At 39.0% G+C, this 15,664-nt stretch carries 11 protein-coding genes; 10 read left to right on the top strand and 1 reads right to left on the bottom strand.

Translation table 11 applies throughout. The features are described 5' to 3' along the window. The first annotated feature begins 121 nt into the window (after positions 1–121). From EV690_RS06115 to EV690_RS06105, 3 genes are all read left to right on the top strand, one after another. On the top strand, positions 122–625 hold the full coding sequence (locus EV690_RS06115) for an REP-associated tyrosine transposase (protein WP_131912037.1): 504 nt from the start codon (positions 122–124) through the stop codon (positions 623–625). 413 nt (positions 626–1,038) lie between these two features. Further along, positions 1,039–1,530, top strand: coding sequence for a GNAT family N-acetyltransferase (locus EV690_RS06110; RefSeq protein ID WP_165872677.1), 492 nt, complete (start codon positions 1,039–1,041; stop codon positions 1,528–1,530). An 18-nt stretch (positions 1,531–1,548) separates the two neighbouring features. Then, positions 1,549–1,971, top strand: a complete 423-nt coding sequence (locus tag EV690_RS06105) for a hypothetical protein (RefSeq protein ID WP_131912035.1) — start codon at positions 1,549–1,551, stop codon at positions 1,969–1,971. Positions 1,972–2,532: 561 nt separating this feature from the next. On the opposite strand, the gene ettA is transcribed toward EV690_RS06105, so the two are convergent. After that, on the bottom strand, positions 2,533–4,197 hold the full coding sequence (gene ettA, locus EV690_RS06100; protein WP_131912034.1) for an energy-dependent translational throttle protein EttA: 1,665 nt from the start codon (positions 4,195–4,197) through the stop codon (positions 2,533–2,535). Between the two features lie 805 nt (positions 4,198–5,002). On the opposite strand from ettA, the gene EV690_RS06095 reads away from it, so the two are divergent. The 7 genes from EV690_RS06095 to EV690_RS06065 all read left to right on the top strand — a co-directional run bounded on the left by EV690_RS06095 (position 5,003) and on the right by EV690_RS06065 (position 15,649). After that, on the top strand, positions 5,003–6,379 hold the full coding sequence (locus EV690_RS06095; protein ID WP_131912033.1) for a capsule assembly Wzi family protein: 1,377 nt from the start codon (positions 5,003–5,005) through the stop codon (positions 6,377–6,379). Positions 6,380–6,403: 24 nt separating this feature from the next. Beyond that, complete coding sequence (locus tag EV690_RS06090) at positions 6,404–9,025, top strand: SLBB domain-containing protein (RefSeq protein WP_165872676.1); 2,622 nt, start codon at positions 6,404–6,406, stop codon at positions 9,023–9,025. A 120-nt stretch (positions 9,026–9,145) separates the two neighbouring features. Beyond that, positions 9,146–10,114, top strand: a complete 969-nt coding sequence (locus EV690_RS06085) for a Wzz/FepE/Etk N-terminal domain-containing protein (RefSeq protein ID WP_224054911.1) — start codon at positions 9,146–9,148, stop codon at positions 10,112–10,114. 144 nt (positions 10,115–10,258) lie between these two features. Further along, positions 10,259–11,785 (top strand): lipopolysaccharide biosynthesis protein, encoded by a 1,527-nt coding sequence (locus tag EV690_RS06080; protein WP_224054910.1) that lies wholly within the window; start codon positions 10,259–10,261, stop codon positions 11,783–11,785. Between the two features lie 4 nt (positions 11,786–11,789). Then, the gene (locus tag EV690_RS06075; protein WP_131912031.1) at positions 11,790–12,668 is read left to right on the top strand and encodes an SDR family NAD(P)-dependent oxidoreductase; all 879 of its coding nucleotides are present in this window, start codon (positions 11,790–11,792) and stop codon (positions 12,666–12,668) included. 25 nt (positions 12,669–12,693) lie between these two features. Further along, complete coding sequence (locus EV690_RS06070; RefSeq protein WP_131912029.1) at positions 12,694–14,427, top strand: thiamine pyrophosphate-binding protein; 1,734 nt, start codon at positions 12,694–12,696, stop codon at positions 14,425–14,427. A 7-nt stretch (positions 14,428–14,434) separates the two neighbouring features. Continuing rightward, positions 14,435–15,649, top strand: coding sequence for a polysaccharide pyruvyl transferase family protein (locus EV690_RS06065; RefSeq protein WP_131912027.1), 1,215 nt, complete (start codon positions 14,435–14,437; stop codon positions 15,647–15,649). Positions 15,650–15,664 lie beyond the last annotated feature (15 nt).

Here is a 15,664-nt window from a genome sequence, read left to right as displayed (position 1 = left end):
TGAAATCCGGGGGCAACTTGGATCGATGCGGGTGTGTTGGAACCGAACGATCAAGGTATTTATCTTTTATAGATTTTTGTTAAATTATTAAAAATAATATTTATCAATAAATTCAGAAAAGATGGTCAACTATAGGCGAGTCATTATCACGGGCGGATGCTATTTTTTCACTCTCACACTTAAAAATCGCCGACTAAAATTGTTAACAGAGCAAATAGATTTATTGAGAGACTCCTTTCATTATGCTCTGAGCCGATACCCATGCCATATTCAGGCAATATCAGTTATGCCTGATCATATACACCTGCTGGTGCAGCTGCCGAACGATACAACTTATTTCCCTAAATTGATTCAATCAATTAAAAGTCGATTTTCTCTATTGTTCCACCAGAGAATCGATAAACATCTTAGATTTATCTGGCAATCTCGCTATTGGGAACACTGCATTCGCAATGAACAAGATTGGTTAATGCATGTTAATTATATTCATCGCAATCCCTATAAACATCATTTGGTAAAATGTGTTAAAGATTGGCCATATTCAAGCTTTCACCAATATGTCCAGCGAGGAATTTTAACGGATTCTTGGCAAGGTGAAGAGTTAGATGGCTATTTCGGTGAATAGGAATATTTCTATCCCGGCATCCGCTTTGCTCCTGCCGAGCTACATGGGTTGGTGGTTATCTTCTTGTGGCTTTTCCCCGGCATCCGCCACGCTCCTGCCGGGCTACACCATTTGATGGTGATGCGATAACGACTGTAGCCCGGATGAAATGAAATGGAATCCGGGGGTTTTATGTGAACGTATTTGGCTCTCGTATGTTGAAAGGGATTTCCCGGCATCCACTGCGTTTCTGCCGGGCTACAATATTTGTGGTGATGCGATAACAACCGTAGCCCGGATGGATCGAAGCGGAATCCGGGGATAGACTCGAATCGAAGATTGAAAAAATTTATTGATTTTCCCCCCGGATAATGACCAAAATGGCCCAACGTTTATCCTTGTGCGACTTGAGATGGGCTCAAGTTATAATAACTATGATGAAACCCCAAATTCGACGGGTCACGATTAATGATCTAAACGCATTGATCGACATTGAACAGAGTTGTTTTTTTATTGGGCAAATTAAACGTCGCCAACTGCGTTACCTATTAACCAGAGCTAAAGCGCAGGTATGGGGAGCATTTTTAGATGATGTGTTAGTCGGGTATGCCATTTACTTAACGCCTAATGCTCGGCGCCGAGCAAGGTTATATGCATTAGCCGTTTTACCGGCTTTTCGTCGTCAGAAGGTTGCCTCATCACTCCTCTCGCATGGCCAGCAGTTAATCGCATCATTAGGATATCAAGCCCTTGCACTTGAAGTGCGTTGCAGTAATCGCGCTGCATTGGCTTTATACCAGCAAAATGGATTTCGTTGGACTCATCTGTTATGTGAATATTATCCTGATGGTGAAGATGGTTGGAAAATGGTTTGCCCGCTGCCTGTGCCGCTTTGGGTTGAATCGTTTAATTCGACCGCCGCATAGAAAAATATAGGGGAAAGCATGAAGAAATTGCTCATTGTATTAATGACGATGTCTGCTCTTGTTGCGCTCGTCGGTTGCAGCTCTGTACCGAGTAAACCGGTTCAATATCGAGTGATGACCATGAAATGGGGGCAAAATCAGCAAGCTGCTCCTGATCCGCGTTGCCAGAGCTTTCGTTTTTCCCCTGCCGACGTAGTGAACTTTTTCGAACATGCTCAAGGTGTTTCGCCCAAACTATTTCGTAAAGTGGCACAAAATTCATCTTGTAATTACCATGGCTTATTAATGGTTGATGGTGATATCCAACAGTGGATGGTTACCGCCGCTGGGGTAGGCTATTTAAGTCGCGGGATTAAAGGTACCGAAAATCGCCACTTTATCTGCAGCGATTCGTGCGCCAAAGTCTTTGGTAATCGGCTCCATCATTATCAGCTGCCATAAGTTTTATCTGAGTTTTGAGATGAATCTGTTTAATTATGCTCTGTATGAATTGAAGTGACATTTTTATGAGTGGTTTTAAATAGTTTGGATCACTGTTACAGGGGATATTTTCCGGCATTCGCTATGCTAAGAGGAGTGGCTTTATAATATTTTTCCAAGCTGCGGGGTTGATGGTGATGCGATAACAATCGTAGCCCGAGTGGATTGAAATGGAACCCGGGGACTGCTCGGTTTAATGTACGTGTGTTGAATTGGGATTGATTCCCGGCATCCGCTGCGCTACTGCCAGGCTACATGATTTGATGGTGATATGATAACAACTGTAGCCCGGGTGGAATGAAATGGAACCCGGGGACTGCTCGGTTTGATGTACGTGTGTTGAATGGGATTGTTCCCGGTATCCACTGCGCTACTGCCGGGCTAAATGGACGGTGGTGATGTTCTCGTGGCTTTTCCCCGGCATCCGCTACGCTTCTGCCAGGCTACATGGATGAAAATGGTGTATCTGTAGCCCGAATGCAGCGAAGCGGAATCCGGGAGTCCAATATAAACCAACCCTCGTTAGCTAATCCGTTTATATTTAATGCGATGCGGCTCAATTGCTTCAGCGCCTAAGGTTTTCTTCAACCACGCCTCATAATCGGTAAAGTTCCCCTCATAAAAGTTCACTTGCCCTTCATCGCGATAATCCAAAATATGGGTTGCGATACGGTCTAAGAACCAGCGGTCATGCGAGATCACCAACGCACAACCAGCAAAGTCGAGTAGGGCATTTTCTAACGCTCGCAGTGTTTCAACATCTAAATCGTTGGTTGGTTCATCGAGTAATAGAACATTCCCGCCGGTTTGCAATAATTTCGCTAAATGTAAGCGGCCACGTTCACCACCAGAGAGCTCGCCAACCCGTTTTTGTTGGTCCGAACCTTTAAAGTTGAAACGTCCTACATAGGCGCGGCTGGGAATATCAATATTGCCGACTTTGAGAATATCGCGGCCACCAGAGACTTCTTCCCAAACTGTTTTGTTATTGTCCATCGCATCCCGGAACTGATCGACCGCTGCAATTTGCACGGTTTCACCAAGGGTTACTTCACCGCTATCGGGTTGCTCTGCGCCTGTAAGCATTTTGAAAAGCGTTGATTTACCCGCACCGTTCGGACCGATAATCCCAACAATTGCACCTTTAGGAATGCTAAATGACAAGTCGTTAATCAATACCCGGCCATCAAATGCTTTGCTTAGATGCTCAACATCAATCACTTTATCGCCTAAGCGCTGCGCTGTGGGGATAAATAGCTCATTGGTTTCATTACGTTTGGTATAGTCTTGGTTATTAAGCTCTTCAAAGCGCGCCATACGGGCTTTGCTCTTGGCCTGCCGTCCTTTAGGGTTACTGCGCACCCAGTCTAGTTCTTTCTGAATCGATTTCATCCGGGCTTTCTCTGAAGCGGCTTCATGCTCTAAGCGCGCTTCTTTTTGTTCCAGCCATGATGAATAGTTTCCTTCCCATGGGATCCCTTCACCACGGTCGAGCTCTAAAATCCAGCCAGCAACATTATCAAGAAAATATCGATCATGGGTCACTGCAACAACGGTGCCTTCGTAATCTTTTAAGAATCGCTCCAACCAGGCGACGGACTCAGCATCTAAGTGGTTAGTTGGTTCGTCTAGCAGCAGCATATCGGGTTTTTCTAGCAATAATCGGCATAAAGCGACGCGACGACGTTCCCCACCGGAGAGATGTTTGATCTGAGCATCCCATGCTGGCAAGCGAAGTGCATCGGCAGCTCGTTCTAACTGATTATCGAGGTTGTGGCCATCGGCGGTGGCGACAATGGCTTCAAGTTCTTGTTGGCGCTGCGCGAGCTTGTCAAAATCAGCATCGGGGTTGGCATAGGCCGCATAGACTTCATCGAGTTCCTGCTGCGCATTGATAACGCCTGCAAGTGCTTCTTCAACTGTGGCGCGAACCGTTTTTTCTAAATCTAGTTGTGGCTCTTGCGGGAGATAGCCAACCCGAGTGCCGGGGTTTGCCCGTGCTTCTCCTTCGTATTCAGTATCAACCCCTGCCATGATCCGTAGCAAAGTCGATTTACCGGCACCATTAAGCCCAAGCACACCAATTTTGGCGCCAGGGAAAAAACTTAACGAAATATTTTTTAAAATGTGCCGCTTAGGTGGGACGATTTTACCGACACGGTTCATGGTGTAGATAAATTGAGCCATATGAGTCAGTCCTTCTTTATTAAGGTGAGTGGGCAAAAATACCGCCCTGGCAATTATACATAGAAATAACAGCCACATCATGCCAGCTAATGAGGCTCATTATTGATAACGCTATTTTATGTCAGAAATCATCCCGGATGAAGGTGATTGATAGCCGTATTTGTTATCAGCACGTTCTCTATCAATGTCGCTTTAGAATCAGAAGCTTCCGTCGGTACTAAGGTATTCAATTGAAGGGCAGAGTTAGCGGGTGGCTTGCTGAGGCATGATTGCTGTGTTTTTATCGTAAATTGGGGTGAGTTGGCTCTTTTTTGATTGAACTATAAATACTATACTTACATTTCTTTAAATATTGTTACATGCAAGTCCAGTAAAATCTTAAAGTGACGGAAATGACCCTAAATTGGGACTGATATGACACCTCATTAGGAATAGAGAGAAAGGCTTAGAACTAAGCAACTAAATCATTTTCAAAGAGTTTTTTTAGACTTTTCTTTACTTTAGTAACTGTGTAAGATGTTCGTCAATTATTGTATAGGTATTTGAAGTATTACAGTACTTCAGGTCGTTTTTCTTACCTAGATCAACTTTGTATACAACTATTATGGGCTATTCGGCGGTTCTTGCCGGCTTTTCTGAGCACTCTGGGAGCTATAACCTAGGGGCGGTAGCGTACCTTTTGGCCTGATGAGTAGTAGCTATTATAGCGCATTTGGATAAATGGTTATATTCCTCAGCTTTGCCTAAATTGACCCTTTGAACAAAGCTTAAAGACAATCACATTGATTGTGGAATCTTCTTAAATATGAAAAAGAATAAATTCTTGCGGGGCACTCTGACTGCTGGATTGCAGTTACTAGCCCTTTCGGCACTGACTGTTAGCTTGGCCGCAAAGTCATCGCCTTGGCTCGAACCCAATAACACTTATCTTCGCTCTGACCTTCAGGTTTTAGCCGATGCCGGGTTGATTAACTCTCCTATCAATACCTACCCTCTGCGTTGGTCGCATATTTATGATCAGTTAAATAGCATCGATGCCTCGCAACTTTCTCCTGTCCTAGCCCAAGCCTATGCTCATGTAAATTATGCCATTCAAGGGGCATTAACAGATCGTGGCAATCGCCGGTTTGAGATTGGTTATGCGAAAGATCCACGTAATGATTCAAGTTTTGCCGCTCCCATGACTGCGCATTGGCAGACGCAATCAAGCTATGAGTTAACAGCGTCGCATTATGCGTTTCGGTTAGCGGCTAATTATGAGCGCCGTCCTGATAAATCAGGAAATGAGCAGGATAAATTGACCCTCGATAATAGCTATATCGCCTTTAATGTGGATCATGCGAGTATTGAGTTCGGTTCGCGCCAGCGCTGGTGGGGGCCGACTTGGATTTATAACTTAGCGTGGGGACATACTCGCGGGACGATTCCAGGGATAGACCTTGCATACGACGGCTATAACTGGCCCGTGCTTGGCAGTTGGCATGTGGAAACGTTTATTGGTCATCTGGAAACACTGAATAATGATGCCAAGCAGTGGTCGAGCCGCTTTGAATTTAGCCCGGTGAGTTGGCTTGACTTAGGCTTTGGTTATCAGCGTTGGTATGCCAAAGATGGATTTACGGGGTATTTTACCGGGCTTAACTCCAGTGATAGCTCGGTCGATCAATACCATGGGGATGTCCGCATTAGCTTGCCAAAATTAAACCTTGGCAGTGATACGCTAACTCAAAGCATTTATGCGCAAGCCGCGACATTGACCGATGATCACTCCATTGGGGCTGTTGTATATGGTTGGCAAAGCCAGTTTAACGTGGGGCAACAATATCTGCGCTGGGTACTTGAAGCTAAAACACTCTCTAGCGATGGCAAAGCGCAATGGCAGCAGGGGATGTTGAATAAGACCACGATGGTTGGACTGAATAATAATTTAGCATTGAATAATGCCGATGTAGGCGAGTCAAAAACGGTTAAGCTACTGTGGGTAACCCCCAACGATTGGGAATGGACAATGCAATTGCAGCGTTACCAGAATACCAGTGAAGAAGATAAAGATAAGCTGACTGCATCGATTCAACTGCCGTTAGCCAATAGCCTCGTCAGATTGGGGGGGGATTATAACAAAAACCCGGATGCCGGCGTTGACCAGTGGAATTACTGGGGAAGTTGGGATTTTCGTTTTTAATTAATTTTTAGGTTTATGTCGCGAATGAGAAAACTACAAGCATATTTTATTGCCGCATCTGCGGTTTTTTTCAGTTTAACCTCTTATGCTGCGAATTTTTCAGCGGCACAAATAGCACAATTTAAGCAACTTTCTCCATCCCAACAACAAACACTGGCCAAAGAGTATGGGGTTGACTTGAGTACACTGGTGGGAGATGGCAGTGGCTCTGGTTCATCGGATGACGTACATCCGCAAACTATTACACCGCGTAATGTGAATTCACCATCGCATAAGCAAAGTGCTCAAAGAAAAAAGCCAGGTCAGCTTATTGATTTTGGTTATGACCTATTTGCCGGCCAACCCTCTAGTTATACACCCGTAGATGACTTACCTGTCCCAAATAACTATTTGATTGCCCCCGGCGATGAGATTGATATTCAACTGTTTGGTGCCAAAAACGTCAGCTATCAGCTTGATGTGCAGCGTAATGGCAGCATTCAGTTCCCTGAATTGGGACCGATTCATGTCGCGGGCTTAACCTTTAGAGAATTAAAAAATAACTTAAATAATCGCATTAAAAAGCAAATTCTTGGTGTGGATACGGCAATTTCACTTGGCTCATTGCGTACCATGCAGGTTTATGTTTCGGGGGATGTCTATCAACCGGGCGCCTATAATATTCCAAGTTTAGCTACTGTGACGCAGGCATTGATAGCCGCAGGCGGCTTTAGAAAAACCGGCTCACTGCGACATATTATAGTACGTCGTAACCATAAAATAATTGACCGACTTGATCTGTATAACCTGCTATTAAAAGGTGAAACAAAACACGATATTCGCTTGCAATCTGGGGATACGGTTTTTGTTGAAGCGAAAGGCCCAGAGGTAAGTATAAGTGGGCAGATCCGGCGTCCGGCGGTTTATGAAATCAAAGCCGGTGAAACACTCGGCGAGTTAATCAAAAGTGCCGGCGGCAGTAAAGCCGATGCTTATCTGCAACAAGTGGAGATTAAACGCTTTGCTGAAGATGGTGTGCACGTTTTAACCGCTAATGCAGAAAATGCTCAAGGGTTAGATCTAAAACTGCATCCTGGCGACAAAGTGCGGCTAAAAAAAGTGAGTGACCAGCTACAAAATGCGGTGATTGTTCGTGGGGCGGTTACACGCCAAGGCGCTTATGAGTTTCATCAAGGGATGCGGATTAGCGACCTGTTTACCAGTGGGGCTGATGATCTACTTGAAAATACCGATCAGTCATACGCATTAGTTGTACGAGAAATTGATGCCCAGCATCATATAAAAGTTTTGCAGTTTAACTTAGGCGATGCGCTTAAGGGGGCACAAAACCCTCAAGATCTGACATTGGATAATCGAGACCAGATTTTTGTCTTCTCAAATAATTTAAACACCAAGGCATGGCGAGAAACGAAAGCCTCAGCTGCCTCAGATAAACAAAATGGCTCGAACCAATCAAATCATCAAACGCATCAGATAGATCCAACAACGGGCGTACAACTTGTCAAAGATAATGGTCCACAAGCGAACTTATTTACGCCAAATGGTGATGACCAGCAAGATTCGGGTCCTTTTTCTCGCCAAGTATTACTCAAACCGATTATTCAAAGGCTAAGAGAACAAGCTGTTAACGGGCACGCGGTTCAGCTTTATGAGATTTCTGGTTCGGTACCCTATCCTGGCACCTATCCATTAGTAGAAGGAGCAACGGCACGTGATGCCATCGCCGCAGCGGGTGGGTTGCTAGAGTCGGCTGCAAAAGATCAGGCCGAATTAACTCGCGCTGTCGTGATGCCCGGTAAGGTATCGCTGAATCATGCACGATTTGATCTGGCTAAAATTATGAATGGCACAGGGAGTAATTTTGCGCTGCAGTCCAAAGATAGTATTGATATTCAGCGTAAAACGAATTGGACCATTGATAATACGGTGCAAATTCAGGGCGAAGTCAGGCATCCGGGGACGTATACGATTGGTCAAGGTGAAACCATTGCCGACTTAGTGGCGCGAGCTGGGGGCTTAACGCAATATGCTTACCCTCAGGGAGCGGTTTTTAGCCGTGCAGTATTACGCGCCCAAGAGCAGCAACATATGAAGATGTTAGCGGCTAATTTGCGCCAAGAAATTGCGTCTTTAGCACTACGTCGGCAGACCACTGATGCTCAGTATACAACTAGCCCGACGGAAGCACTTAAAGTGGTTAATGATCTCAATTCAACTTCTGCTATTGGGCGTTTGGTGATCAATCTGCCACAGATATTACGCGGGCGTGAAGATAGTGATGTTATGCTGGAAAATGGTGACAAGTTATATATTCCACCACGACGCAATACCATTTCAGTCATGGGACAAGTGCAGATGCCGAGCAATTTTACCTTTAACCCGAGTAAATCGGTACAACAGTATATTGATATGGCCGGTGGTGAGAAAAAACAAGCCGATGATGAGCGGGTTTATGTGATTCGAGCCAATGGCTCAGTGATGCTGCCGAATCAATCCTATTGGTTTATGCGCTCCAGTCACCCGCTTGAGTCAGGGGATACCATCGTTGTACCAATTGATACAGATTATCTGGATGGCTTGAGTACCTTAAGTACTGCCACACGGATTTTGTATCAAATGGGCATTGCTTGGAAAGCTGTGAACTAATATCACCTAACGCTTTGTAGCCCGGGAAAAGCGCAGCGGAACCCGGGATCTTTTTCTTCTTAGTGTAGCCTGAATGAAACAACGTTGAATCCAGGTTCCCCTTAAAACAGTGACATACCAATGACCGAAACACAGAATCAACAACAAACTCCTCAATATCCCCCGCCTCCATATTACTATCCGATGCCTCAACATAGTGATGATGAAATCGACTTAAGAGAACTATTTTCAGTCATTTGGAAAGGCAAATGGTGGATTATTGCTTGTGCCATTGTATTTGGCCTCGCTGGGGGAATTTATGCATTTTTACAACCAAATGTTTACCAGTCTAGTGTGCTGATTGCTCCGGCAGACAATAATGAAGCAGGGCAGATGGCTGGATTAGCTAGCCAATTTGGTGGTTTAGCTTCATTGGCTGGGATTAATTTAAACAGTGGGAGCAACAAAACTACTTTAGCTTTGCAAGTTTTACAATCGCGTAAATTTATCGGAGACTTTATCACTCGCCATCATCTATTAGCAGAACTGATGGCCACCAAAGGCTGGGATAAAAAAACTGAACACCTTAAGTACGATTCAAGTTTATATAATTCTAAAACTAAGCAATGGCTGATTGATGATGGTAAAAGTTTAAAACCAACTCTATTAGAAGCTATAAAATATTTTCTTAAAAAAATATTAGCTGTGAATACTGATACCAAGACAAACATGACAACAGTCAGTGTAGATTATTATTCACCTAATATAGCCCAGCAATGGGGAACTTGGCTCATTGCTGATTTGAATGAAGAGATGCGCCAACAGGACATGATGAATGCGCAAAATAGTATCCACTATCTTAATGATCAGCTAAATAAAACTAGTTTAGCAGAAAATAGAACAATGCTTTATCAGTTAATTGAGCAACAAACAAAGACGTTGATGCTGGCAAATGTTAGAAAAGAATATGCGTTTAAAACTATAGATCCAGGAATAATTCCTGAGTATGCTTATAAGCCTAATTATTTAATAATAGTAATAATATCCATTATAATTGGGTTAATTGTAGGGATTTGTTATATTTTATTTATTTCTAATAAATCGGATTAAAACTATACTACTAACTTTAAGTTAGTATTCAGCCCATTTTTTAGAATAAAACCTATAGAGATATATAATAATTTTTTCCATGTCGATATTATTAATATTCTTTAGTAAGAGTACCAATAATATAATGAAAAGAGAATTTTAATTTTGGGGAAATCAAAGGTACTAAAAAATACTTTGATGCTATATATAAGGCAAATACTTATTGTAATTGTTAATTTATATAGTATTAGAATTCTTTTAAATGTATTAAATGTTGAAGATTATGGAATATATACGGTTATTTCTGGAGTCGTTGCATTGTTTTCTTTTTTGCAAGGCACAATGATCTCAGCCACGCAGCGTTTTTTTTCTTTTGCATTAGGTACAAAAAATAATACAAAAATAAATAGTACATTTTCTGTAAATTTACTTATATATATAGTTATTGCTATTATAGCCGTAGCATTACTTGAAACTATCGGTTTGTGGTTTGTAAGCAATCATTTAAATATCCCAAGTGATCGAGTTAAGGCAGCGGTTTGGGTATATCATTTTGCTACCTTTACATTTTTTTCCTCATTGCTTTCGACCCCATTTATGGCGATTATTATTGCTCATGAAGATATGCAAATCTATGCATATACATCTATTGTTGAAGTTTGTTTAAAACTTATAGTCGTAATTATTTTGCCTTTTATTATATTAGATAAATTAATATTATATTCTTTATTACTCTTTGTTATTTCAATAATTGTAGCATTTATATATATAGTTACCTGTTTTATTAAATATGACGAATGTCAACTTAAAATAATTTACTGGGATGTGGACTTATTAAAACAAATAACAAACTTTACAAGTTGGACCTTATTTGGCCAAATTAGTGTGGTTATTCGTAGACAAGGGCTCACCATCTTACTCAATCAAAGATTTGACCCCGTAACTGTAGCAGCTAGAGGTATTGCGATGAGTGTAGCTAATCAAGTTAATATGTTTTCGAATAATTTCAATATGGGGTTATATCCGGCAATTATAAAATCATATGCATTTAAAAAATATGATGAAATGTTTGACCTGATTTTTTTAGGTTCTAAGGGAACTTTTTTCTTAATGTGGTTTTTTTTTCTACCTCTTTTCATTGAGTTAAATACTATATTAAAAATATGGCTTAATATTGTTCCAGAAAACACACTCTTATTTACCCGATTGGTGCTTATTGAAACGTTAATTAACTCTACTTGTTTACCGCTAATTTCTGCCGCTAGAGCTCCTGGGCGAATGAGACTATATGAATTAACAATGGGAACGGTTAATTTTTTAATTCTACCATGTTCATGGGGATTTCTAGTTTTAGGTTTCAAAGCATATATTGTATTTATTATCGCTATATTAGCTAATCTTATTATGTTCGTCATTCGCTTAGTGATTGTAGAAAAATTAATTAATCTTTCAGTTAGAAGTTATTTGATAAATGTAATTAAACCAACCATATTAGTAATGGTTTTTTCATCAATTTTACCAATTATATTTTACCTATCATTCAATAATAAGGTGTTATCATCGATATTGGTTTTTGTAAGCAGTGTTGTATCAGTTTTAATATCTATGTATTTTATAGGTCTCAATAATGTTGAGAGAGAGATGGTTAAAATAAAAACATCTTACTTTATTAATAAATTCAAAAAGAGTTGAACATATGCATCGAATTCTAAAAAAATTAAAAAAAATATCTTTTAGATTATATATAACAATATATAATTTGTTTAAAGTAATTAAGTACGGTGGATACTCAACTGTTAATATCTCGCAGATTAATTATGGTGGTTTGTTAAAAGGAAAAAAAATATTAATTACAGGGGGCAGTTCTGGGATAGGGTTTAGTATCGCACAGAAATGTATATCAGAAGGGGCTCAAGTTATAATTACAGGAAGAAATGAAGAATCCCTAAGAACAGCTTCTAATAAGATAAATAGCCCTCTATTAAAATATATTAATTGGGATGTTTCAGATATTTCTAAAGTGGAAAGTAGACTAGCCACCTGCAAGGAATTATTAAATGGCAAAGATATAGATATCTTAATTAATAATGCGGGGGTGGTTAATGGTGTTACTTATCCAAATGTTACAGAAGATATATGGAATGAGATTTATTCAATAAATTTAAAAGGACTATTTTTTTTAACTCAGAATTTATGTCATTATTGGGAAAAAAATAATGATAAGAATAATATAAAAAAAGTTATAAATATTTCCTCTCAAGGAGGATTTGTAGGAGCATTATATCCCTATCGCATGACTAAATGGGATATAGTCGGATTAACTCAAGGCCTAGGAATGAAATTAGCGCCGAAAGGTATAATTATAAATGGAATTGCTCCCGGGATTACAGCTACTTCAGCAGTAAATACTCAATTTTACTCGGGAGATAAAAATACTTACTGCCCTAACAATCCTCTAAAAAGAGTCGCTCTCCCGGAAGAGATTGCTGAACTGGCTGTCTTTTTAATGAATGATGCAACGAATTTTATAGTTGGCCACACTATAGTATGTGATGGTGGTTATTCATTAAAATGATCAACGTTAATATTATGGTAATGATATGAGACAATTATATACAGATGAAAAAAATGCACAAGTTGTGGTTGCGTTGCTCAAAAAACACAATATAAAACAAATTATAGCTTCTCCAGGGACAACGAATGTAGCTCTTGTTCGCTGTCTTCAAATTGACCCATTCTTCAAAATTTATTCTGCGGTGGATGAAAGGTCCGCTGCATATATGGCCTGCGGTTTAGCAGCAGAAAGTAACAACCCTGTTGTTTTAAGTTGTACCGGCGCTACTGCTTCAAGAAATTACCTTCCAGGTTTGACAGAAGCATTTTATCGAAAACTACCTATTTTAGCTATTACATCTACTCGAGATAGAGCATTATATGGGCATCACGAAGACCAAGTTATTGATAGAACTTCGATGCCAAAAGATGTTGCTAAATTATCAGTTCATCTACCAACAGTAAAAGATAGAAATGACATCTGGGAGTGCCGAATTAAAACTAACCAAGCTATTTTAGAGTTGTATCGTAATGGAGGGGGGCCTGTCCATATAAATTTAACAACGGTATATACTAGAAGTTATACTACAAAAAAATTACCAGATATTGAGCCAATTTATAGGTTCACTACTGAGGATAAATTTCCAACATTATCAGCTAATAAAATAGGGATCTTCATAGGGTCACATAAGCTTTTTACAGAAGATGAAAATAATATCATAGATAGATTCTGTGAGTCTAATAATGCCGTCGTTTTTTGCGATCACACTAGTGGGTATAGAGGAAATTATGGAGTAAAATATTTACTACCTCTAACTCAATTTGAAATGAATAATTCTCATTTACTACCAGAACTTCTAATTCATATTGGTGAAATCTCTGGCTTTTATCATCCTTTTGTATCTCGCTGTCAAGTATGGCGAATTAACGAGGATGGGGAAATACGTGATACATTTAAAAAACTAAAGTATATATTTGAGATGTCAGAGTTTTCCTTTTTTAAAAAATATACAAGTGAAAGTGGTAAAAACTTAACTTACTATAATTTATGGCAAGATACTGTAAGTGACTTATATAAAAAAATGCCTAATTTAGTGTTTTCAAATTTATGGGTTGCAGAGCAATTATCACCAAAAATACCAAAAAATTCTAATATTCATTTTGGTATATTAAATTCTTTAACTTCTTGGAATTATTTTGATGTTGATCGAACTATTAACTGTAATTCTAATGTCGGTGGTTTTGGCATAGATGGTGGAGTTTCTGCTCTTCTTGGGGCATCTCTATATGATAAAAATAAGATTTATTTTGGTATCTTTGGTGACCTAGCTTTTTTTTATGACATGAATGCAATAGGTAATAGATATTTATCTAACAACTTGAGGATATTGATTATTAATAATGGCATGGGAATAGAGTTTAAAATAAAGAATAATCCAGCTGTCCAGTTTGGCGATGAAACAGATTTATATGTGGCTGGTGCAGGGCATTTTGGAAATAAATCTCCGAACTTGATTAAGGATTATGCCATTAACCTAGGATTTGACTATATTACAGCATCTAATAAGGATGAATTTAATGATGTCTTTGAAAAATTTATCACTCCTGACGTAAGTGAAAAACCAATTTTATTTGAAGTATTCACTGACGATGTTAATGAGCAATTAGCAGAAAAGCAGATAAGACAAATAGAAAGGAATTTTAAAGGAAGCATGAAAAGTATTGTAAAACATGCAGTAGGTGATAAACAACTTGCTAGAATTAAAAAAATTGTGAAATAGGGAACTAATGAGAGTATTACTTTTAAATCAACATACGCTTAATCACGGTGACGAGTCAGCTGGTAGAGCATTAGTAAATAAATTGTATAGCACTAAGTATCATATTGATGATATCGAAATCTTATATAACTCCGTCTATGTTAAGGAAGATGAATATTTTGATTTTGAAAATAAACAAATTAAGCATAATAAAATAGATGTTCTAACAAAATTGGAAAAAATATTTATTTTTTTATCTTTTATATTACCCTTTTCTCTCGTTAAAGTTATATGTAAGTTAACTCCAGGATTAAATAAAGAGTTCGAGCTAATAAATAATTCTCAGTTAATTATTAGTGCTCCTGGAGGGGTTAATATAGGCCCTTACAAAAGATGGCGTTATTTATGGAGACTATATGTTGCTATTAAGTTACGCAAGAAGCTAGCTATATATTCCATTTCCTTTGGCCCTTTACCTGCTAATGTTGTATTTAGGCGATATAGTAAATTTGTCTTAAAAAATGCAAATTTTTTATCTTTAAGGGATGCCAAAAGTCAGCGCTTTGCTGATGAATTAAAAATTCAATATACTAAAGCAATCGATACAGCATTTTTAGCTGTACCATGTATAACTCTTCCTGATGAATTAACATATTTATATAATGAAGATTATATAGTGTTTGTCCCGAATGAGTTAACTAGATGGCATCCTTATTTCAAACGCTATAAAAAGGGCCAGTTAGATAATTTATATTTATCTATTTTAAATGAGTTCTTAGATAAAAAGATAAATGTATTGTTATTACCACAGTTATTTGGATTTGAAAATGATACAAACTACTTTGAATCACTAAAAAAACAATCAATTTGTCCAGAGCTAGTTAGTGTGATAAATACAGATTATTCTTCTGATATTCAGCAATGTATTATGAGAAATTCTAAATTTGTGGTTGGTGCTCGATATCATTCAATTATTTTTGCAATCAATAACCAAATACCATTTTTCTCTTTATCATATGAACATAAAATGGCAAATACACTAGAATTATTAGATCTTGGTTATTGCTGTCAAGATCTATTGACTATGTTAGATAATAAAAATGTTCTTTCAAAAACATTAGTTGCTATACAAGATAAATTTGATTCTAGAAACAAATTAAAGGAGTCTGTTATAAGTGCTAAAAACAAAGCATCAGAAATGGCGAATTCTACGTTTCAGCAGTTTATAAAAAAGGTATTTTAGGTTGTTATATAACAA

Origin of the sequence: Celerinatantimonas diazotrophica (assembly GCF_004339545.1) — a bacterium.
Lineage (GTDB): Bacteria > Pseudomonadota > Gammaproteobacteria > Enterobacterales > Celerinatantimonadaceae > Celerinatantimonas > Celerinatantimonas diazotrophica.
The sequence above is the reverse complement of the archived record's forward strand: the minus strand, read 5'-3'. Positions and strand labels throughout refer to the sequence as shown.

Excerpts from the sequence above, each read along its gene's own strand:
- EV690_RS06115 (WP_131912037.1), top strand. The coding sequence starts at position 122 with ATGGTCAACTATAGGCGAGTCATTATCACGGGCGGATGCTATTTTTTC.
- EV690_RS06110 (WP_165872677.1), top strand. The coding sequence starts at position 1,039 with ATGATGAAACCCCAAATTCGACGGGTCACGATTAATGATCTAAACGCA.
- EV690_RS06105 (WP_131912035.1), top strand. The coding sequence starts at position 1,549 with ATGAAGAAATTGCTCATTGTATTAATGACGATGTCTGCTCTTGTTGCG.
- ettA (WP_131912034.1), bottom strand. The coding sequence starts at position 4,197 with ATGGCTCAATTTATCTACACCATGAACCGTGTCGGTAAAATCGTCCCA.
- EV690_RS06095 (WP_131912033.1), top strand. The coding sequence starts at position 5,003 with ATGAAAAAGAATAAATTCTTGCGGGGCACTCTGACTGCTGGATTGCAG.
- EV690_RS06090 (WP_165872676.1), top strand. The coding sequence starts at position 6,404 with ATGAGAAAACTACAAGCATATTTTATTGCCGCATCTGCGGTTTTTTTC.
- EV690_RS06085 (WP_224054911.1), top strand. The coding sequence starts at position 9,146 with ATGACCGAAACACAGAATCAACAACAAACTCCTCAATATCCCCCGCCT.
- EV690_RS06075 (WP_131912031.1), top strand. The coding sequence starts at position 11,790 with ATGCATCGAATTCTAAAAAAATTAAAAAAAATATCTTTTAGATTATAT.
- EV690_RS06070 (WP_131912029.1), top strand. The coding sequence starts at position 12,694 with ATGAGACAATTATATACAGATGAAAAAAATGCACAAGTTGTGGTTGCG.
- EV690_RS06065 (WP_131912027.1), top strand. The coding sequence starts at position 14,435 with ATGAGAGTATTACTTTTAAATCAACATACGCTTAATCACGGTGACGAG.